The 19,636-nt window shown below is 52.7% G+C and carries 20 protein-coding genes and 1 riboswitch; of the genes, 15 read left to right on the forward strand and 5 right to left on the reverse strand.

The window, feature by feature from the left end; genetic code table 11:
* Positions 1-120 precede the first annotated feature (120 nt).
* Entirely contained in the window at positions 121-561 is a 441-nt protein-coding gene (locus NST23_RS02215) for an Lrp/AsnC family transcriptional regulator (RefSeq protein WP_274874754.1), read from the forward strand.
* 164 nt (positions 562-725) lie between these two features.
* Here NST23_RS02215 and NST23_RS02220 read toward each other — a convergent pair whose 3' ends face one another.
* From NST23_RS02220 to NST23_RS02235, 4 genes are all read right to left on the reverse strand, one after another.
* Positions 726-1,487: a pirin family protein gene (locus NST23_RS02220; protein ID WP_173597948.1), complete on the reverse strand. Its 762-nt coding sequence runs from the start codon at positions 1,485-1,487 to the stop codon at positions 726-728.
* Between the two features lie 53 nt (positions 1,488-1,540).
* Positions 1,541-1,927 (reverse strand): DoxX family protein, encoded by a 387-nt coding sequence (locus tag NST23_RS02225; RefSeq protein ID WP_122966684.1) that lies wholly within the window; start codon positions 1,925-1,927, stop codon positions 1,541-1,543.
* A 76-nt stretch (positions 1,928-2,003) separates the two neighbouring features.
* Positions 2,004-2,630, reverse strand: a complete 627-nt coding sequence (locus NST23_RS02230) for an FMN-dependent NADH-azoreductase (protein ID WP_122966683.1) — start codon at positions 2,628-2,630, stop codon at positions 2,004-2,006.
* Positions 2,631-2,755: 125 nt separating this feature from the next.
* Positions 2,756-3,190: a MarR family winged helix-turn-helix transcriptional regulator gene (locus NST23_RS02235; protein WP_122966682.1), complete on the reverse strand. Its 435-nt coding sequence runs from the start codon at positions 3,188-3,190 to the stop codon at positions 2,756-2,758.
* Positions 3,191-3,371: 181 nt separating this feature from the next.
* Here NST23_RS02235 and NST23_RS02240 point away from each other — a divergent pair, with 181 nt between their 5' ends.
* From NST23_RS02240 to NST23_RS02305, 14 genes are all read left to right on the forward strand, one after another.
* A complete protein-coding gene (locus NST23_RS02240; RefSeq protein WP_173599967.1) occupies positions 3,372-4,472 on the forward strand; it encodes a carbohydrate kinase in 1,101 nt (366 codons plus the stop codon).
* Between the two features lie 3 nt (positions 4,473-4,475).
* The gene (locus tag NST23_RS02245; RefSeq protein WP_122966680.1) at positions 4,476-5,402 is read left to right on the forward strand and encodes a pseudouridine-5'-phosphate glycosidase; all 927 of its coding nucleotides are present in this window, start codon (positions 4,476-4,478) and stop codon (positions 5,400-5,402) included.
* 204 nt (positions 5,403-5,606) lie between these two features.
* Entirely contained in the window at positions 5,607-8,024 is a 2,418-nt protein-coding gene (locus tag NST23_RS02250; RefSeq protein ID WP_173599968.1) for a heavy metal translocating P-type ATPase, read from the forward strand.
* An 89-nt stretch (positions 8,025-8,113) separates the two neighbouring features.
* Positions 8,114-8,314 (forward strand): copper ion binding protein, encoded by a 201-nt coding sequence (locus NST23_RS02255; protein WP_063229343.1) that lies wholly within the window; start codon positions 8,114-8,116, stop codon positions 8,312-8,314.
* A gap of 296 nt (positions 8,315-8,610) precedes the next feature.
* On the forward strand, positions 8,611-9,432 hold the full coding sequence (locus NST23_RS02260) for a PHP domain-containing protein (protein WP_122966678.1): 822 nt from the start codon (positions 8,611-8,613) through the stop codon (positions 9,430-9,432).
* Positions 9,408-10,190: a sugar phosphate isomerase/epimerase family protein gene (locus NST23_RS02265; protein WP_173597949.1), complete on the forward strand. Its 783-nt coding sequence runs from the start codon at positions 9,408-9,410 to the stop codon at positions 10,188-10,190. Before NST23_RS02260 ends, NST23_RS02265 begins: the two co-directional genes overlap by 25 nt.
* Positions 10,191-10,205: 15 nt before the next feature.
* Positions 10,206-10,985: a 5'/3'-nucleotidase SurE gene (surE, locus tag NST23_RS02270; RefSeq protein ID WP_122966676.1), complete on the forward strand. Its 780-nt coding sequence runs from the start codon at positions 10,206-10,208 to the stop codon at positions 10,983-10,985.
* Between the two features lie 36 nt (positions 10,986-11,021).
* Positions 11,022-12,101 (forward strand): ABC transporter substrate-binding protein, encoded by a 1,080-nt coding sequence (locus NST23_RS02275; RefSeq protein WP_173597950.1) that lies wholly within the window; start codon positions 11,022-11,024, stop codon positions 12,099-12,101.
* Positions 12,091-13,833, forward strand: a complete 1,743-nt coding sequence (locus NST23_RS02280) for an ABC transporter permease (RefSeq protein ID WP_280649148.1) — start codon at positions 12,091-12,093, stop codon at positions 13,831-13,833. Before NST23_RS02275 ends, NST23_RS02280 begins: the two co-directional genes overlap by 11 nt.
* Positions 13,830-14,885: an ABC transporter ATP-binding protein gene (locus NST23_RS02285; RefSeq protein ID WP_280649147.1), complete on the forward strand. Its 1,056-nt coding sequence runs from the start codon at positions 13,830-13,832 to the stop codon at positions 14,883-14,885. Before NST23_RS02280 ends, NST23_RS02285 begins: the two co-directional genes overlap by 4 nt.
* Positions 14,886-15,047: 162 nt before the next feature.
* Positions 15,048-15,194: riboswitch (cyclic di-AMP (ydaO/yuaA leader) on the forward strand.
* Between the two features lie 432 nt (positions 15,195-15,626).
* Positions 15,627-16,847, forward strand: a complete 1,221-nt coding sequence (locus NST23_RS02290; RefSeq protein WP_122966700.1) for a quaternary amine ABC transporter ATP-binding protein — start codon at positions 15,627-15,629, stop codon at positions 16,845-16,847.
* Entirely contained in the window at positions 16,831-17,673 is an 843-nt protein-coding gene (locus NST23_RS02295) for an ABC transporter permease (protein WP_122966673.1), read from the forward strand. Before NST23_RS02290 ends, NST23_RS02295 begins: the two co-directional genes overlap by 17 nt.
* A complete protein-coding gene (locus tag NST23_RS02300) occupies positions 17,670-18,602 on the forward strand; it encodes a glycine betaine ABC transporter substrate-binding protein (protein ID WP_122966672.1) in 933 nt (310 codons plus the stop codon). The genes NST23_RS02295 and NST23_RS02300 overlap by 4 nt, the downstream gene beginning before the upstream one ends.
* A gap of 21 nt (positions 18,603-18,623) precedes the next feature.
* The gene (locus tag NST23_RS02305; protein WP_122966671.1) at positions 18,624-19,034 is read left to right on the forward strand and encodes a hypothetical protein; all 411 of its coding nucleotides are present in this window, start codon (positions 18,624-18,626) and stop codon (positions 19,032-19,034) included.
* 68 nt (positions 19,035-19,102) lie between these two features.
* Here the strand turns inward: NST23_RS02305 and NST23_RS02310 are convergent, their stop codons facing one another.
* Positions 19,103-19,471 (reverse strand): DUF2294 domain-containing protein, encoded by a 369-nt coding sequence (locus tag NST23_RS02310; protein ID WP_063229353.1) that lies wholly within the window; start codon positions 19,469-19,471, stop codon positions 19,103-19,105.
* Positions 19,472-19,636: the final 165 nt, after the last annotated feature.

The following is a 19,636-nucleotide window of genomic DNA, read 5'->3' on the forward strand; positions in this document are numbered from 1 at the left end:
GACATTTTACGAAACAATTTTTATAATTTACATGCATGAACCAAGGTGTTTCTCTTGTATTTCTATATAGAAGCAAGTTATTTGCAGGTTAGCGCTTATGAAATCGAAAGGGTGATAAAAGTGGATCAGGTCGATTACAAAATCATTAGCCTGTTGCATGAAAATTCGCGGATACCGTTGGCGGAGATGGGGCGAATCATCGGGATGACGCAGCCAGCGGTCAAGGAGAGGGTGCGCCGTCTGGAAGAACAAGGCGTGATCACCGGCTATCACGCGGCGATCTCGCAGGAGAAGCTGGGCAAGCACACGACTGCTTTTGTCATGTTCCGCACCAAGCAGTGCGCGGCTTTTATCGACTTTTGCAAGCAGGCGCCAGAAGTGACCGACATGTACCGGATCAGCGGGGAGTACAACTACATGCTGAAGGTCGTCACCCGTTCTACGGAGGAGTTGGTAGCTTTTTCGGAACGCACCGGAGATTTCGGCTACTCTTATACGCTGATTGTGTTGACGGCTCCTTTTGAACAAAAAATGATGCTGGAGGAAGCGAAGATTTTTTGAGCGTTTTCCCAGCAAAAAAGGCTCCGCTGTAGCCAGGCCAGGCGGGGCCGCTTTCGTTCATGTACAAAAAATAAAGACCGCCACGAGCAGGTGACGGTCTTTGTGAAGCTATGGCTATATTCATGCATAAGGGCGGTTTTTGTTTGCAGTTTGGATACAAGAAATTATTTGCGGTAAAGCGGATAGTCGACTTCGAGCGGCACCTGGATCAGCACCAAGCGCAGGGGAGCATCGTCTTTTGCCTGATAGGTGATGGTTTCCGCTGCTTCGGTTGAAACGACGACAAAGTCGCCTGTATTCGCAGTTGCTGACTGTTCACTGCCCAAAATGTTCCCGCTGCCTTCCACGACGACGACAGCGTGAGCGTAGCCAGCCGGAAGCTCCAGCGAAAAAGCTTTGCCTGCCGGAATGGCAATGTCTTTCATTGAAGAGTCGGTCACGAGCGAAATGGGAGCTTGAGAACCAATGATGTTTTTTACCGATACGCCATCCGTCGTTTCGCTTGGAAACTCTTCGTGATCATACTGATTGTAAGTCGGCGGAGTCTTTGTGGTTTTTGCCAGGTGCGGCTCAAACCAGATTTGGAACATTTCCGTATCTTTGCCCAATTCTTCGGCGTGGTAAGCTCCTGATCCTGTTTGCATGATCTGAGCGCCGCCTGTTGTCACTTGCTGCAAATTGCCCAGCGTATCCCGATGACCCACTGTGCCTTTCAAGACATAGGACAAAATTTCAAAGCCGGAATGCGGGTGAAGAGGAATTTCAAACGTTTGCAGTGATTTTGCCCATGCCCAGTAAAAAAGCGGGCCAACCCGTTTTACGACGGAACCTTCGTGGGGGAAGCCAATCGGTTTGTTTTCTACGATTTCACCGTCGCCAAAGTGTCCTTTTGCTTGTTCATTCTGTGTATAGACGCGGATTTCCATCTGTTGTGTCCTCCCTTGGTGGAATGCTGGCTTACGGGCTTAGCGAGTGTTGCTTAAAACAAAACGTATGCTCCTGGACCGATCAAAGCGACACCGATAGCGACAGCGATCAAAGTCAGGTTGTACTCGTAGCCGTTTTGCGTTACCCAATATCCATTTTGACCGTGAACCTTCACAATCGCAACCAACATTGTGAAGACAATGAGGAGAGCGCCGACCCATGTACCGACACCTGCTGCAAACAGCAAGCCGCCGACCAGTTCAGCCAATCCGGCAAGCAGAGCCATGGCAACGCCAGGTTTGACTCCGATGGACTCCAGCCAGCCGCCTGTGCCTTTCAAACCGTAGCCGCCAAACCAGCCAAACAGCTTTTGCGCACCGTGACCTGCAAACGACAACCCAATCACCAAGCGAATAATCAACAATCCAAGATCCATCATTTTTCATCTCTCCTTAATTATTTTAAATTATAGTATTTCAAATTTGAGATATTAGGACAAGAAAGGCTGGCGGGCCTTAGAAGGATTCCGCCAGTTTTGCTGCTTTTTCGATGCCTGCTGCTACGATTGCTTCTGCTTTGTCCGGGAATTGGTTGTGACCTTCTACGATCACTTCTGTCACATTGCTGATGCCCCAGAAGCCAAGCACCGTGCGAACGTAGCGGTTAGCCAGTTCGATTTCAGCCATTGGGCCTTCGGAGTATACGCCGCCGCGTGCGCTCAGGAGAGCTACTTTTTTGTCGCCCATCAGTCCAACAGGGCCTTCCGCTGTATATTTGAACGTTTTGCCTGCTTGCGACAGGTAATCAACGTAGGTGTGCAGAACAGCAGGAACGGTGAAGTTCCACATAGGGAATGCGATAACTACTTTTTCTGCATCAGTGAATTGGTTCAAATATTTGCTCACCAGTTCAGCGCCTTTTTGTTCTTCAGCAGTCAGCTCCATGCCGCGTCCAGCTTTGAACATGGCAGTGAGCAGGTCGTTTCCGTAGTAAGGAAGGTTTTCTGCGAACAGGTCCAGCTCGGCGATCTCGTCGTTTGGATGCGTTTCTTTATAAGATTTTACGAAAGCCTCGTACAGCTTTACGCTTACTGCCTGCTCAACTGGGCGATCATTTGCTTTAATGAAAAGTACTTTGCTCATGAGAAAAATATTCCCCTTTCTTTTTGTAAGCAGATAACTTTTAATGTGTAAATCTTGATTTTAAGATTATTACGTGTTGAAGGTTTTGTCAACACCTTTTTTACCCTCGGTGGGTGCTGCCCAGTCTAATAATTCTCCTGAGCAGCACGTCCCAACTTTTTTAACAAAGCAATCGCTTGCTGTTGTTCTTCGGGGGTAAGTCCCGCGACCGCTTTTTCAATCGCCTCTTGATGAGAAGGAAAAATGTCTGCCAGAAACGCATGGCCTTTTTCCGTCAGCTCGGCGTAAATGACCCGGCGGTCGGCCGAACAGGGTTTGCGAATCAACAGTTGCTTCTTTTCTAGCTTGTCCACAACGTAGGTGATATTTCCACTGGAGATCAGGATCTTTTCGCCAATTTGCTGCAATGGCTGCGGACCCTTATGATAGAGAACTTCCAGGACGCCAAACTCGGTAGGATTCAGCCCGTGCAGGCGGATGTGCCGATTGGAGTGGGCAGTGACCCAGTTATATGATCTCGATAATACGACAAAAAGATCGAGGGAATCATTGCGATCCATGAAAAACCCTCCTTTCCAACGAATTTTCGATATCTTGAATTTAAGATAACTTTACATGAAGTCGCATCCGTTTGTCAAATAGAGGGGGATAAAATCATCCTTTGCAAAACAAATGTTTTTGTGATAGACTTTTGTTTGTAAACGAAGCTGTGAATGCTAATCAGAAGAAAGGAGGATGACCGTGGAGAAAGATATGTTGATCCTTCATCACATCCGGCAAAATCCGTTCATTTCCCAGCAAGAGCTGGCTGACTTGATCGGGATTTCGCGGTCGGCTGTAGCGGGGTATATCGCTCAGTTGACCAAGCGCGGCGAGATTAAAGGCAGAGCGTACGTATTGCGGGACGAAGGCATGATCGCTTGCATCGGTGGAGCGAACCTCGACCGAAAAGCGCGTGGAAAGCAAGCCGTGCGTCTGCATTCCTCCAATCCGGTTACGATCATGGAATCGTGTGGCGGGGTTGCCCGCAATATCGCGGAGAATCTTGGACGACTGGGATGCAATACATCCTTGTTCACCAGCATCGGTGAAGATAAGGAAGGCGAGTGGATCGTGCAGGAGACGAAAAAGCACGGAGTAGATATCAGCCAGGTGTGGCGCTTGCCTACGCAGCGCACAGGCACGTATACCGCATTGCTCGATATCGATGGGGAAATGGTCGTTTCTTTGGCGAACATGGATATTTACGACGCGCTCACACCGGAGATGTTTGCCGAGAAATGGTCGCACATTGCAGCAGCCCACGCGATTTTTATCGATACGAACATACCGGAGGATTGCTTGGCCTACATCATTAGCCGTTGCCGGGAGGAAAACATCCGACTCTTTGTTGACCCGGTCTCTTCTGCAAAAGCGAAAAAGCTCCCACAGCAATTGGACGGAGTCGAAGCGATCCTGCCCAATCGGGAGGAAGCGGAGCTGCTTTCCGGCATGACGATCAACTCTATCGAGGATTGCGCCGAAGCGTGCAAGAAAATCAGGGAGAGAGGCGTCAAGCACGTCATCGTCACCATGGGCGAAGCAGGAATTTTTTATCAGTCGGAGGACGTATCGGAGCAGATGGCGCCGTATCCGACTGAGGTAGTTGATGTAACAGGGGCAGGCGATGCGTTTGCGTCCGGCCTGTTGTACGGCATCGTGAACGGGGAGTCGTTCCAGGCTGCTTGCCGTCTCGGTTTGGCAGCATCTGCTCTGACTTTGCAGACAGAGCAGTCCGTTTCTCCCTTGCTCAAAGCGGAACAACTGCAATTGACCGTTGGACAATACGAAAAGGAGCGATAAAAGATGAAACAATACCTGACCTTTACTGAGGAAGTACGCCACGCGCTGGAGAACAACTTGCCAGTAGTTGCCCTGGAGACTACGATTATCTCCCACGGGATGCCATACCCGCAAAACATCGAAATGGCAAAAGAAGTAGAGCAAATCATCCGCGACAATGGCGCAGTGCCAGCGACAATCGGAATCATGGACGGCAAAATCAAAATCGGTTTGACCGAGAGCGAGCTGGAAGAGTTCGCGACCAACAAATCGGTGGAAAAAGTGAGCCGCCGCGACTTCCCTTACATCCTCGCAAGCGGCAAAATCGGTGCGACGACAGTAGCGGCAACCATGATCGCAGCCGATCTGGCTGGCATCCGCATGTTTGCGACTGGCGGTATCGGCGGGGTACACCGCGATGGCGAAATTACGTGGGACGTATCTGCTGACTTGACTGAGCTGGCGCAAACAAGCGTTGCGGTTGTATGCGCTGGCGCAAAATCGATCCTGGATATCGGACGCACGCTGGAATACTTGGAGACGCAAGGCGTGCCGGTGGTCGGCTACCGCACTGCCGAGTTCCCGTCCTTCTTCGCTCGCGAAAGCGGATTTGGCGTAGACTTCCGTCTGGATACGCCAGAAGAAGTCGGCACTTTGATGAACACCAAATGGAAGCTCGGTCTGACTGGCGGCTTGATCATCGCCAACCCGGTACCGGAAGCAGACGCGCTTGACCACAAGCAAATCGAAGGCGTAATTTTGCAGGCGCTCAAAGAAGCGAAGGAAAACAACATCGCAGGCAAAAAAGTAACACCGTTCCTGCTCGACAAAGTGAAACAACTGACAGCAGGCAAAAGCTTGCAAACGAATATCGCTCTCGTAAGACACAATGCGGAAGTAGCGGCAAAAGTAGCTGCTGCCTACCAAAAAGAAGTGAACGCAGGAAAATAAACAGTCATTCCAGGCTCCCGATGATGAAAATCGGGGGCTTTTTTTGTGCGTCGAGAAAAGCCAAAGAAGCAGAGGAGAAAAATTTTAAAAAAATCACTTGATATACCCTGTGGGGGTATTGTATATTGAGAGTGTGATAAGAAATGAACGTAAGGGGAACTATACAATGAAATATACCCTCTAAGGGTATTTGGGGGAATTGGTATGAGTGCCAAAACGGCAGAAGCTACAGTTCCGATTTCAGGGATGACATGTGCAGCCTGCGCGCTGCGCATTGAAAAAGGCTTGAAGAAGCTGGATGGTGTAGAAACAGCCAATGTGAATTTGGCTTTGGAAAAATCGACAGTCGTCTTCGATCCGGCCAAAACGAGTCTCGACGATATACGCTCGAAGATCGAGGCGCTTGGCTACGGCGTCGTCGCCGACAAAGTCGAGCTGAATATTACAGGCATGACTTGTGCGGCGTGTTCAACCCGAATCGAAAAGGGTCTGAACAAAATGCCTGGCGTGTTGAAGGCAAACGTGAACCTGGCGATGGAAACAGCTACGGTCGAATACGATTCTGCTCAGGTGGGCGTGTCTGATCTTGTGCGGCAGGTAGAAAAGCTGGGATACCAGGCAACGCGCAAGGAAGAGGGCAAAGAAGAGGAGCAGGTTGACCGCCGCATGGCCGAGATCAAGCGGCAAACGCAAAAGTTCTGGATTTCCCTCGTGCTGTCGCTGCCGCTGCTCTGGTCGATGGTCAGCCACTTTTCCTTCACTTCGTTCATCTGGTTGCCGGACTTCCTGATGAACCCGTGGGTACAACTGGCCTTGGCGACTCCTGTGCAGTTCATCATCGGGGCGCAGTTTTACGCAGGGGCCTACAAAGCGCTTCGCAACAAGAGCGCGAACATGGATGTGCTGGTCGCGCTCGGCACCTCGGCTGCCTATTTTTACAGTCTGTACGTGGCGATCTCGTCCATCGGGTCGCACGCCCACATGCTGGAGCTTTACTTTGAAACGAGCGCTGTGCTGATTACCTTGATTTTGCTGGGCAAACTGTTTGAAGCCAAGGCGAAGGGACGCTCTTCGGAAGCAATCCGCAAGCTGATGGGCTTGCAAGCGAAAACAGCCGTAGTCGTCCGCGACGGTGTGGAAATCACGATCCCTGTTGAAGAAGTGCGGCCTGGAGATATCGTGAACGTGAAGCCAGGCGACAAGGTGCCAGTGGATGGCATCGTGCTGGAGGGGCAGTCTGCGGTCGACGAATCCATGCTGACGGGGGAAAGCATCCCGGTAGATAAAGCGGCTGGAGATGCCGTCATCGGAGCCACCTTGAACAAAAACGGTTTTCTGAAGGTAAAAGCGACCAAAGTCGGGAAGGAAACGGCGCTGGCGCAAATCATCAAAGTCGTGGAGGAAGCGCAAGGGACAAAAGCACCGATTCAACGACTCGCAGACAGCATTTCCGGGATTTTCGTTCCGATTGTCGTCGGAATTGCGGTGGTGACTTTTCTCATCTGGTATTTCGCCGTCATTCCCGGCAACTTTGCCGAGGCGCTGGAAAAGGCTATCGCCGTGCTGGTAATCGCTTGCCCGTGCGCACTTGGTCTGGCGACTCCAACCTCGATTATGGCTGGCTCTGGCCGCGCAGCTGAACTGGGCATTTTGTTCAAAGGGGGAGAGCATCTGGAGACGGCGCACCATTTGGATACGATTGTCCTCGACAAGACAGGAACCGTAACCAAAGGAGAGCCAGAGCTGACAGACGTGATTTCGCTTGATTTTGCCGAGCCAGAACTGCTTGCGCTGGTAGGCGCGGCCGAGAAAAACTCCGAGCATCCACTTGCCCAGGCGATCGTTCGCGGGATCGCGGAAAAAGGCATAGCGCTTGGGCAAACCAGCGTGTTTGAAGCGATTCCCGGCTTCGGGATTCGGGCAACCGTCGACAGCAGAGAAGTGCTGGTCGGGACCCGCCGTCTGCTCGAACAGCACCACATATCGTATCAGGCTGTTTCAGACACGATGCTTTCGCTGGAACAAGCGGGTAAAACGGCGATGCTGGCGGTCATCGACGGCAAGCTTGCCGGGTTGATTGCCGTAGCGGATACGATCAAGCCGACTTCGAAGCAAGCAATCGAACGCCTGAAAGCGATGGGGCTGACGGTCATCATGATGACGGGCGACAACCGTCAAACCGCCGAAGCGATTGCTCGCGAGGCAGGAATTGAGCACGTCATCGCCGAAGTCCTGCCCGAAGGCAAGGCTGCCGAGGTGAAAAAGCTTCAGGCAGAGGGCAAGAAAGTGGCTATGGTCGGCGACGGAATCAACGATGCTCCGGCACTGGCTACCGCTGATATCGGCATGGCGATCGGCACGGGAACAGATGTGGCGATGGAAGCGGCCGACATTACCTTGATGCGCGGCGAGCTGACCAGTGTCGCTGACGCCATCGAAATGAGCAAGCGAACCATTCGCAACATCAAGCAAAACCTGTTCTGGGCTTTTGCCTACAACACGCTGGGCATTCCGTTTGCAGCCTTGGGCTTCCTCGCTCCATGGTTAGCCGGAGCCGCGATGGCTTTCAGCTCCGTCTCCGTCGTGCTCAACGCCCTGCGCTTGCAGCGAGTGAAGCTGTAAGCTGCCATCTGCCATCTGTCGTTTACAAACAGCAACAAGCGGCTTTGTCCGCATCATTTATACACATACACTCAAAGGAGAGATTGAGAATGAAAAACGTAACACTGAATGTAGAAGGCATGTCTTGCAACCATTGCGTGAATACCGTGGAAAAAACGTTGAAAGAGCTGGGAGCAGAAGGCAAAGTCAATCTGGCGGCCAAAACAGTAGAGGTTTCCTTCAACGAAAGCACGCTGACGCTGGATGCCATCAAGGAAGCAATCGAAGAACAAGGATACGATGTCGTTTAAATAGCGACTGTCTCTTTGAACACAAAGCCCCTGCCTGAACATTAGTTCGGGTGGGGGTTTTTCGTTTTCCTCTCCACCAGTGCCGTTTGCCCACGAACTTTTCGCTTTTGTAAAGACTTTGTAAATCGTTAACACCTCCTCAACAATCCGGCAGGGGATCGACCGAAAAGGCGCATGGACAGGCGTCTGGCCTTTATCAAACCTTGTCGCCTGCTTTATACGCCCTTCAAAAACGACAGCTACAATGAAATCAAACGAAATCAAACAAGTCGGAAAAGAACAGGAGGAGTGGTCAGATGATGGACTTGCATATGCACACCACCGCTTCTGACGGGAAGCTCACTCCCGCAGAGCTGCTTGCCGAGGCAAGCGAGCGGGGAGTGACTCACCTAGCCATTACAGACCATGATACCGTCGATGGATATCTGCTGGCTCGCGATGAGGCCGAACGTCTCGGTCTGAAGCTCATACCGGGAATCGAATGGAACACGGACGGCCCAGAAGACGAGTTGCATATTTTGGGTTACGGCCTCGATATATCGGATGCCCGGCTCCTGCACGTCATGGACAGGCGCCAACGGGAGCGGATCGAGTGGATCGCCGAAATCGTCGAACGCTGCAATCGTTTAGGTATGGCGATCACCATGGAAGAATGCACAGCCCGGGCAAAAGGCGACGTGCTGGTGCGCACAGATGTGGCAGAAGTTTTGGCAGCACGCGGCTTTTGCTCCACTCCGCAAGCGGCGTTCGAGACGTATTTGCGAAAAGGCTGCCCGGCCTATGTGCCCCGTCCTTCCTTCTCGGCACGCGAAGCGATTGAGCTTACTCATGAAGTAGGCGGCATTGCGATTTTGGCCCATCCGGGTATTTACTCGTTTGAAGTGAAGCTGGATGCGTTGCTTGCCTACGGCATCGATGGCATCGAGGTGTACTATTCGAAGCATTCCGCGCAACAGATGGCATTTTGGGAGCGGCAAGCTAAGGTGAATCACCTGATCCGCTCGGGAGGCAGCGACTTTCACGGGCACGGCTCGCGCAACCCTTACCCGGTTGGCAGTGTGCCGATCCCGGCAGAGGTAAAGGAGTGGTGGACATGCTGTATGTTTCATCGACATTGATGTGGTCCTACCCGGTAGAAGCGGCGATTTTGATTGCCAGGCAGTACGGATTTGCCGGGATGGAGGTCTGGGCCGAGCACGTCTGGTTCCACAAAAGCAACCCGCGGGAAATTCAGCAGGCCGCCAAACGCGTCGGCATGAAGCTGACTTTGCATGCGGCTAGCTGGGACTTGAACTTGTGCTCGCTGAATAGCGGCATTCGCAAACAATCGGTGGAGGAAATCAAGCGGTCGTTGGCTCTCGCGGGGGAGATCGGAGCGAAAAGCGTGACGATCCATCCGGGACGATTGACTTTGACCCACAAAAACCGGGAATGGCACGAAGCGGTGCTCATCGAGAGCCTGAACGAGCTGGCGCAAGAGGCTGTGCGTCTGGGAAGGGTGCTGTCCATCGAGCATATCGAGCCGTTGCCAAAAGAACTGATCGTGACGCCGGGGGATTTGAACAGGCTGCGTGCAGCGCTGAACTATCCGACGGCAGCGACCTTGGATATCGCCCATGTGCCCCTGACCTGTTCTCTGCCGCAGTTTCTCGGAGAACTGGAGGGAGTCGACAAAATCCATGTGAGCGATGCGACAGCAACCAAGCTGCATGTGCCACTCGGAACAGGGGAAATTGACCTGCCGACGATTTGGCCGCTCTTGCTTGCGGAAGAGAAGCCGCTGGTTGTAGAAGGCTTCGACGATGCGCGGAATTTGTCCCAACTCAAGCAAAACCTGCTCTTTTTGCAACAAGGCCACAGTGTCTCATTTGGATAGGAGGTTTGTATTATTTTGAACATTCTCGTAGTGAATGATGATGGAATTTTCTCCAGCGGCGTGCTGTGTCTGGCGCAAGCCCTGCAGCCGTTCGGCAATGTATCCATTGTCTGCCCGGATCAGGAACGAAGTGCGATCAGCCATGCGATCACACTGAAATCACCTGTAAAAGCAAACAAAGTAAACTTTTTCGATACTTCATTGGAAGCGTGGGCTGTCAACGGCACTCCCGCCGACTGCGTCAAAATGGCGATTGAGGTGATTCTCAAAGAAAAGCCGGACGTGATTGTTTCCGGGATCAACCGCGGGCCGAATCTCGGGCGGGACGTGTTTTACTCGGGCACGATCTCGGCTGCGATCGAGGGGGCGATGTACCAGATTCCTTCTGTCGCGATCTCGCTCGCCACGCTGAAGCCGAACCCGAACTTTTCGATCGTGGAGCCGTTGGCCTACGAAGTGTTTGAAACGCTATTCAGGCACAAGCTCAGCCCGGAAGCGGTACTGAATATCAACTTGCCGTACTTGTCCAAAGAAATGGTAAAAGGCGTTGCGGTGACGCCATTGGCAATGGATGTGCTGCGCTATCAGTACGTCGGACTGAACGACCCGCAGGGCTACCTGTGCTACTGGCTATCCGATCATTTGAGCGAACTGAACTTTGAGGATGAGGAGTCGGATTACTACAAGCTGCGCGACGGGTTCATCACGATTACGCCTCTGCAATTGAACATGACCAACACGGCCATGAAGACGAAGATCGGAAAATGGTTTCAAGGTGCGAAGCAAAGCTCTTAACTCATAAGCCTACTTAATGATCAGGAGGAATAAAAAATGAAACGTGTTCTGTTGCAAAAATGGACTCTTTCTTTGTTCGCGGCCGTATCGGTCTTCGGACTTGCTGCCTGCGGTTCCCAGCCTTCTTCGTCGACCCCATCCCAGCCAGCGTCGCAGTCGACTCCGGCTGCCACAACGGAGCCTGCTGCCCCGAAAGTAGCGGGAACCTTGAGCTTTTACACGTCCCAGCCGGATGCGGATGCAGCTTCTTTGATCGACGCTTTTTCCAAGAAGTATCCTGACGTGAAAGTAGATCTGTTCCGCTCGGGAACGGAGGAAGTCATCAGCCGCTTGCAGGCCGAAGCACAGGCAGGGCAAGTAAAAGCTGACGTGCTGTTGGTCGCGGATGCGCCCACCTTTGTCAGCCTGAAAAAACAAGATTTGCTCATGCCGTACACTTCGCCTGAAGCGGCGGACATTCCGGCGGAGTGGAAAGACGCGGACGGCGCGTACACCGGAACGAAAGTCATGGCGACTGTGCTCGCGGTCAACACGAGCAAGGTCAAAGCTCTCCCGGACAGCTGGAAAGTGCTGACGAGTCCGGAAGCGGCGAACAAAGCGATTATGCCAAGCCCGCTCTACTCAGGCGCAGCGGCTTACAATGTCGGGGTGTTTACGCGCCAGCCTGATTTGGGCTGGGATTACATCAGCGGGCTGAAAACGAATCAAATGACCGTCATTAAAGGAAATGGCGCCGTGCTCAAAAGTGTAGCGGGCGGCGAAAAAGATTACGGCATGGTCGTCGACTATCTGGTTGCCCGCGCCAAAAAAGACGGTTCGCCCGTCGAGATCGTGTATCCAAAAGAAGGCGTGCCTGTCATCACGGAGCCGATCGGCATCATGAAAGCGACCAAAAACCAGGAGGCTGCCAAAGCGTTTGTCGATTTCGTCCTCTCCGAAGAAGGGCAAAAGCTCGCCAGCGGCCTGGGCTATACACCGATCCGCAAAGGAGTAGCAGCACCGGAAGGACTGTACGCACAAGATCAAATCAAGGCGCTTTCCGCCAATATTGACGAACTGGAAGCTTCCAGGGAAGCGGACAAAAAGAAATTTGGAGAGATGATGGGTGGCAAGTAACTGGCAGACGGTAGTGAGCGAGAGACAGATGGGGGAGCGGCGCAAGTTCGCCGCCTCCCTGTCCATGGATAAGGCGGCTACCTGGTTCGTGCTGGTGCCGGTCGCCTTCTTTTTTGTCTATCCGTTGTGGAAGCTGATTGTGCTTAGTATCCAGACAGAAGCAGGGCTTGGCTTGCACTACTTTCAGGAGGTGCTTGTCAATGCCCGGACGTGGGATGCAGTCGGTCATACTGTGCTGGCAGCAGGTATTTCCACCGTCATCTCGGTAGTCGTCGGCGTGGCGCTTGCCTGGCTGTGCGCGTATACCGATATACGCTGGAAAGGTGCGATTCACGCGTTTGCCCTTTTGCCGCTGCTCATCCCGTCCTATGTAATGACGCTGGCCTGGACGCAGCTGGCAGGGCCGCAGGGTGTGCTGAACAGGGCTGCGAGCTGGGTGATGGGCAGTCCGGTCGAGCTGTGGAACGTGTACGGGCTGGATGGGATCATCGTCGTGATGGGGCTGACTCATTATCCGCTGGTGTACATGTTGACGCTGTCTGTGCTGTACCGGATTCCGAAAGAGCTGGAGTGGGCGGCGCATTCCGCGGGAGCAAGCGCGCGGGCTGTGTTTGCCAAAGTGACGCTTCCGCTCGCCTTGCCAGGCATTGCGGGAGGCGGACTGCTGGCGTTTATCTCCGGGCTGGACAACTTCGGGATTCCGGCATTTTTGGGTATCCCGGAAAATATCTCTGTACTCAGTACACTGATCTACGAGGAAGTGATCGGATTTGGGCCGAGCGCTTTTGCCAGGGCGGCTGTCCTGTCTGTTTTGCTCGGCGTCATTGCGCTGGCAGGGACAGGGATGCAGTGGGTTTTGCTGCGGAAAAGCCGGGTAGACCAGACCAGTGCCGAGGACAAGTCCATCCGGCGGTCTTTGGGCAAGCACCGTTTGACGGCGGAGGTTTTGGTGGGCGGGTTTTTGCTTGTGACGAGCCTGCTTCCGCTTTTGTCGATGGCCGCAACCGCTTTTGTCAAAGCGTACGGCTTGCCGTTTGTCCCGGAAAATTTGACGTGGAAGCACTTTGCCTTCGTAATGTTCGACCACGCAGGTACGAAGGGAGCCATCGGCAACAGCTTGATGCTTGCCAGCATGACGGGTGTCTTGTGCGTCGTCGCGGGCACGCTGTTCGCCTACTGGCGCATTCATAAGCCGTCTGCGCTTGGCAAAGCGATGGAAGGGGCTGTAGCGCTGCCGTATGCGCTTCCGGGCATGGTGCTCGGACTTGCGATGATTTTGACCTGGATTGAACCGATTCCCGGCTGGCAGCCAGGCATATACGGAACGGTTTGGCTGATCATGATCGCTTACGTGACGCGCTTTCTCATTTTGCAAGTCAAAAGCAGTACGGTTTCGATCATGCAAGTGGGCAAAGAAGTGGAGGAAGCGGCACGGATCAACGGCGGGCGCTTCTGGACGAGATGGCGGCGCATTTTGCTCCCGCTCTACGCGCCGGGCATGGCAACAGGTTTGTTTCTGGTCTTTCTCACCGCTTTTACAGAGCTGACGATTTCGTCGCTCTTGTGGTCATCCGGCTCGGAAACGATCGGTGTCGTCATTTTCAGCTTTGAGCAGGCGGGATCGACAACGTACAGCACGGCCCTCTCGACTTTGATCGTAGGAGCCATCCTGCTGGTGCTCGCGGCGGGCAGTCTGTGGAAACGATACTGGCAACGGAGGATCGAACAATGAACAGTGCGCGGGTAATAGGGGTATCGAAAAAATTCGGGAATGTCACGGCGCTCCACCATCTCGATTTGCAGATCGGCCAGGGCGAGTTTGTCGCTTTGCTCGGTCCGAGCGGCTGCGGCAAAACGACGCTGCTGCGGCTCCTTGCCGGGTTCGAATCCCCGACAAGCGGAGAAATCTGGATCAACAACGAGTGTGTAGCCAGCGCGGCCAAGCGCAAGCCGCCGGAAGAACGGCGGATTGGCATGGTGTTTCAGTCGTTCGCCCTCTGGCCGCATTTGACGGTCTACGAAAACGTGGCGTTTCCTTTGCAGCATCAACAGCAGGTGCCGGAAGCGTACAAGCAAAACCCGAAAGCGCGGGTAGCCCAGATGCTGGAGATGGTCGGTCTGGGCGGTATGGAGGAGCGGTTCCCCAGTCAGCTTTCCGGTGGGCAAAAGCAGCGTGTGGCGCTGGCGCGCGCCATCGTGTTCAATCCGACCTTGTTGCTGATGGACGAACCGTTGAGCAGTCTGGACGCCGAGCTGCGCATGCAGATGCGAAAAGAAATCCAGTTCATTCACCGCGAACTGGGTACGTCGATTGTCTATGTGACGCACGATCAATCCGAGGCACTGGCCATGGCTGATCGCATTGTCGTGATGAAGGGCGGCAGAGTTGAGCAGGCAGGCACTCCGCACGACATTTACTACGCCCCGGAGTCGCCGTTTGTCGCCAAGTTTGTCGGCAGAGCCAACTTTTTAAAAGGGAACTGGGCTGCCGCGAACACCTTTTTGCTGGAAAAACAGGGAGCGTCATCGTTGCCGATCACCGTTTCGCGTGATTTTTCCGCTTTTTTCGATCAGCAAGTATTGCCTGTTCGCCCGGACCAGTTGAAGCTGTCCACCTGGCAACAAGGCGCGGACGGGATCATGGGCAAGGTCGCTCACGTCCAGTTTCAGGGCCGGGAGCTGATTTACTCGATTCGCGTCGGGGAAGAGGAATGGGAAGTGGTCACCGATATTAGCGAGCGGTTTGCTTACGATGATTCTGTACTGGTGAGCATTTGCGTGTAAGCTGGAAAGCAGGCGAAATAGCTTTCATTGGTGAGCAACCGATAGCTAATGTCAGGATATAAATAAAGAACGATCAAGCATGAGGCAAGCAGGCAGAAGCGAGCATTCACAATAATTGGCAGCAGGCGTATAATCAAATCACATTACCGAATCTGATTCAAACATTTCATACGGCCTAGTTCCGGGGCAACCCGGAAGCGGGGGAACCAATCTTTTGGGGTTAATCCTGAGCAATCAGGAGGGATGAGATAAGTCTTCTCTGCCATCCTACCCGTCAGCTAACCTCGTCGGCCAAAGCAGGGAAGGTTCATGAAGCGATGAAGTCTGGGCAATGATGCGAAAAAAGAGGAGCGGTCCTCTTCGGGCGCGTTTATAGGCCATTTCAGACTTTTTCTTTGGGACCTTTGTTCTTGAGAAAAAGGATGAAATAGGTCTATTTTTTATGGCGATTTTCATGTGTGGCTTTTGTCATACGCGTGCATGTCGATGTGCGAGGATGGCGGGCGGCAAATGAATTTCAGCATAAACCCGGTGCATGAAACCAAAAAACGAACAGCGAAATCAGGAAGACAGCGTACAGGGAGCCTTTTGCACAGGGGCGCCAGGTATTAGGTAAGCCTGCGTTAGTTCTGCAAAAATCGAGCGTACACAAGCGGCAGCGTCTGCAGGTGGTTCGTCCGGTTGGAAGCGGAACTTCGCAGGTTTTTTCATTTGGGAAAACAAGAAAGGGAGGAAAGGCTCATGCCCAAAATGACAGTCAGGCAATTGACGAAAGTGTTTGGCAAGCAGCCGCAGGCAGCGTTAAAGCTGTTGGAGCAAGGATGGACAAAGGAGCAAATTTTTAAAGAGACAGGGCAATCGATCGGTGTGAACCAGATCAGCTTCTCGGTAGCAGAGGGCGAAATTTTCGTCATTATGGGGCTGTCAGGCAGCGGCAAATCTACCTTGATCCGACTTTGCAACCGCCTGATTGAGCCAACCACTGGGAGCGTTCAGATCGATGGCGAAGAACTCATTGGTATGAAGCCGGCTCATTTGCGCGAGGTACGCAGGAGAAAGCTCGGCATGGTTTTTCAAAATTTCGCGCTCTTCCCACAGCGAACGGTACGGGAAAACATCGAATTCGGTTTGGAGATTCAGCAAGTACCGCATGGATTGAGGCAAGAAAAAGCACGCGAAGCGCTTGCGCTCGTCGGGCTTTCCGAGTGGGAAAATGCCTTCCCTGATCAATTGAGCGGCGGAATGAGGCAGAGGGTCGGCCTGGCCCGGGCGCTCGCCAACAATCCCGACATTTTGCTGATGGATGAAGCGTTCAGTGCCCTTGATCCGCTGATTCGAAAAGACATGCAGGATGAGCTGCTAGAGCTTCAGCTAACGATGAAAAAGACTATTTTGTTCATTACTCACGATCTGCATGAGGCATTGCGGCTCGGTGACCGGATCGCCCTGATGAAAGACGGTCGCTTCATCCAGGTCGGGCGTCCCGAAGAAATCATGACCGATCCTGCGGATGAATTCGTGAAAAAATTCGTTGAGGATGCAGACTTGTCCAAAGTGCTGGTGGCAAAACACGTGATGAAAAGGGCAGAAGCGATTACTCCTGACAAAGGTGCGAGGGTGGCCCTCCAGCTCATGATGGACAACGGGGTATCCAGTCTGTACATCGTAGACAAAAAGCGGACATTGCTTGGGCTTGTTACCGCCTATGACGTTTCGCTTGCGATCAATACGGGCGAGTCGCTTGAAACCATGATGAAAAAAGATATCCCCAGCGTGGGGCCAGATGCCCGTCTGAACAGCCTGTTTCCTCTGATGGCAGATTTGCACGTTCCGATTGCTGTCGTGGGTGAGGAGCGGCGTCTGTTGGGCGTCATTGTCAAGGGAGCGGTGCTCGGCGGGCTTGTCGGCAAGGTCAATCCGCAGCAGGGAGCAGAGGTGATGCCTCATGGATTCCGTGCCTAAGTTGCCGATCGGTGAGTGGGTGGAACGAATCGTTGAGGCGCTCGGTCAGCACAAAGGCATTTTGTTCGATCCGATCGCGATCATCATTTCGGGAATGGTCACGTACTTTACCGAGGTTTTGGCTGCGATACCGTCTGTTATTCTCATTTTGCTGTTCGGGGCGCTGGCCTGGGTATTTGGCGGGCGATCTTCGATGTTTTTCACATTGCTTGGGCTGTTTCTCATTGCCAATCTGGGGTACTGGGATGAAACGGTCGAAACGCTCGGCTTGGTTATTGCTTCTGCCCTGTTGTCCATCACTGTAGGGATTCCTGCGGGTATTGCCTGCGCGCGAAGCGATACTTTCACGAAGCTGGTCATGCCGTTGCTAGATTTGATGCAGACGATGCCAGCATTCGTTTACTTGATCCCGGCCATTTTCTTTTTTGGACTGGGCGAAGTACCAGGGGTCATTGCTTCCGTTATCTTTGCGCTGCCGCCGATCGTCCGATTTACGAATCTCGGCATACGTCAGGTTCCGCCGGAGCTTGCAGAAGCAGCGGATGCTTTCGGCTCATCGAGATGGCAAAAGTTGATGAAGGTGCAACTGCCTTTGGCGAAGACGACCATCATGGCGGGAGTCAACCAGTGCATCATGCTTGCGCTTTCGATGGTGGTTATCGCCGCCATGATCGGAGCAAAAGGATTGGGAGCCGATGTTTATCGGGCTGTATCCCAGGTGGATATCGGCAAAGGTTTTGAAGCGGGGTTATCGATCGTGATTATTGCTATCGTTCTGGACCGCATTTCCCAGCATGCCAAACAAAAGGAGAGAAAAGCGTTATGAACAAGTTCACGCGAAAAAATGCACTGACATGGGTGGTGGCTGCGGCTATTATGCTGGCAGGCTGCTCTCAGCAAGGCTCTACACCGACAGGGGCGACGATTGGGCACAATCCGAATCCCGTCCAGGTGCCGAAGAACGCGATTGGGGAAGCAGTGGGATATAAAATCATCGGAATTGACGCTGGTGCCGGCTCGATGGTGAAGACTGAGGAAGTCATGAAGCTGTACGGCCTGGACAACTGGCAGCTCGTAGAAGGATCGGATGCGGCGATGACTGCCGCGCTGACGCGTGCCTACGAACAGAAGCAACCAATTATCATAACGGGTTGGACGCCGCATTGGATGTTCAAAAAACTGGATCTGAAATATTTGCAGGACCCGAAAAACGGCTTTGGCGGAGCTGAACAGATTCATACCATCGTTCGAAAAGGATTGAAGCAGGATCACCCTGCCGCCTATCGGTTTCTGGACGCGTTCCAATGGAAGCCTGCGGACATGGAAGCTGTGATGGTACATATTTTGGACGGGAAAAAACCAGAGGAAGCGGCTGCGGAGTGGGTGAAAAACAACGAAGACAAGGTCGGGAAGTGGGTAGAGGGGCTTGCTCCGGTTCAAAAAGAAAAGCTGACCATCGCTTACGTGGCATGGGACTCGGAAATTGCCAGTTCGCACATAGTGAAGGAAGTGCTGGAGACAAAGCTCGGATATGAGGTGGAATTGAGTCAGGTCCAGGCTGGACCGATGTGGGCAGGCGTAGCCATGGGCGATGTGGACGGGATGGTAGCAGCCTGGCTTCCCTCTACCGATGCGAGCTACCTCAAAAAGTTCGGGGATCAGTTGGAAGACCTTGGCCCCAATCTGGACGGAACCAAAATCGGGTTGGTGGTTCCAGGCTATATGAACATCCAGTCGATTGAGGAGCTCAAATAAACAGGAAGAGGAGGGGCTGGCATGAAAAATTGTCTGGTCATTGGGGTGGGAGAGGCATTCACGTCTTTTGTGCAGACGATCAGAGGAGGCAGTGACTCTCTGTTCTTCCGGAAAAGTCCTGTTGCCTATTCGCTGATCAGGGGAGAGCGTCACTCCTGCACAGAAAAGTTGTCGCCCATTTCTTTCGATGAAAGCTATCTTCATCAAGAGGAGTTGTTAGTCTATCAGTCTGTCTATCTGTTTGTGGACGAATGGCCAGAAGGGCGTGATTTCATTACTTTGTTTCGGCAGTTGGGCACTTGCCGCATTTTCGTTCTGACACAGGAGCAGCAAAATGCGAGTTTATACAAAGGGTTAGGTGCCCATTATGTCATCATCAGCAAGCCAGGGTACAAGGGATATCGATGGCTGGCAGAACAACTCAGCGGTTGATTGGAAAAAGGCTCCGCCAGTAAGCAGGCGGAGCCGCCTTTTCGATGCACAGGTATTCAGTTGAGGAATCAGCCCAGCATTTTTTCGAGGTCCTTGTCCAACACGTAAACCTCGATTCGCTCCCCCATCTTGGTGCTGATGTCGCTATGACTGGACAGCACTTTGCAGCCGGTCAGCTTTTCTACGATTTCTTCTGATTCCTCGCTATACATCTCACGAAGCACCTCGCGCATTTCTTTTACAATGCGACGGCCTTTATCGTGGCTGGAGAGATGTTTTTCTTCAACGGTGAGCACTCCCTTGAAGCGAACGAGGACCATGTCGCCGACGATGTAGGTTTTTGCTTCTTGAGGGCCACGTCCGATCAAGTCGCGTTGAAATTTGATGAAAGTTTCGCTGATTTCAGCTTCCAGCTTTTTTTTGTTAGAGATGGCCAAACGCCATACCTCCCATTATTTATCATTGTGCCTTATATTACTCAGCCGACTTTGGGCTGTCAACACGTCTGAGGAGGGATGATTTTGTGGTAATCGTAACGATTTTTGCCGTGGGGATTTTTTTGTATTTGGTTCACGCCTTATGTCATGTAGAACAATTGTGAA

Origin of the sequence: Brevibacillus sp. FSL K6-0770, from assembly GCF_038000275.1 — a bacterium.
In the GTDB taxonomy this organism is placed as follows: domain Bacteria; phylum Bacillota; class Bacilli; order Brevibacillales; family Brevibacillaceae; genus Brevibacillus; species Brevibacillus parabrevis.

What these genes read in the sequence shown, in the direction of transcription:
- NST23_RS02220 (WP_173597948.1), bottom strand. Translation starts at nt 1,487, where the DNA reads ATGGAAATCCGCGTCTATACACAGAATGAACAAGCAAAAGGACACTTT.
- NST23_RS02225 (WP_122966684.1), bottom strand. Translation starts at nt 1,927, where the DNA reads ATGATGGATCTTGGATTGTTGATTATTCGCTTGGTGATTGGGTTGTCG.
- NST23_RS02230 (WP_122966683.1), bottom strand. Translation starts at nt 2,630, where the DNA reads ATGAGCAAAGTACTTTTCATTAAAGCAAATGATCGCCCAGTTGAGCAG.
- NST23_RS02235 (WP_122966682.1), bottom strand. Translation starts at nt 3,190, where the DNA reads ATGGATCGCAATGATTCCCTCGATCTTTTTGTCGTATTATCGAGATCA.
- NST23_RS02245 (WP_122966680.1), top strand. Translation starts at nt 4,476, where the DNA reads ATGAAACAATACCTGACCTTTACTGAGGAAGTACGCCACGCGCTGGAG.
- NST23_RS02250 (WP_173599968.1), top strand. Translation starts at nt 5,607, where the DNA reads ATGAGTGCCAAAACGGCAGAAGCTACAGTTCCGATTTCAGGGATGACA.
- NST23_RS02255 (WP_063229343.1), top strand. Translation starts at nt 8,114, where the DNA reads ATGAAAAACGTAACACTGAATGTAGAAGGCATGTCTTGCAACCATTGC.
- NST23_RS02260 (WP_122966678.1), top strand. Translation starts at nt 8,611, where the DNA reads ATGATGGACTTGCATATGCACACCACCGCTTCTGACGGGAAGCTCACT.
- NST23_RS02265 (WP_173597949.1), top strand. Translation starts at nt 9,408, where the DNA reads ATGCTGTATGTTTCATCGACATTGATGTGGTCCTACCCGGTAGAAGCG.
- NST23_RS02275 (WP_173597950.1), top strand. Translation starts at nt 11,022, where the DNA reads ATGAAACGTGTTCTGTTGCAAAAATGGACTCTTTCTTTGTTCGCGGCC.
- NST23_RS02285 (WP_280649147.1), top strand. Translation starts at nt 13,830, where the DNA reads ATGAACAGTGCGCGGGTAATAGGGGTATCGAAAAAATTCGGGAATGTC.
- NST23_RS02290 (WP_122966700.1), top strand. Translation starts at nt 15,627, where the DNA reads ATGCCCAAAATGACAGTCAGGCAATTGACGAAAGTGTTTGGCAAGCAG.
- NST23_RS02295 (WP_122966673.1), top strand. Translation starts at nt 16,831, where the DNA reads ATGGATTCCGTGCCTAAGTTGCCGATCGGTGAGTGGGTGGAACGAATC.
- NST23_RS02300 (WP_122966672.1), top strand. Translation starts at nt 17,670, where the DNA reads ATGAACAAGTTCACGCGAAAAAATGCACTGACATGGGTGGTGGCTGCG.
- NST23_RS02305 (WP_122966671.1), top strand. Translation starts at nt 18,624, where the DNA reads ATGAAAAATTGTCTGGTCATTGGGGTGGGAGAGGCATTCACGTCTTTT.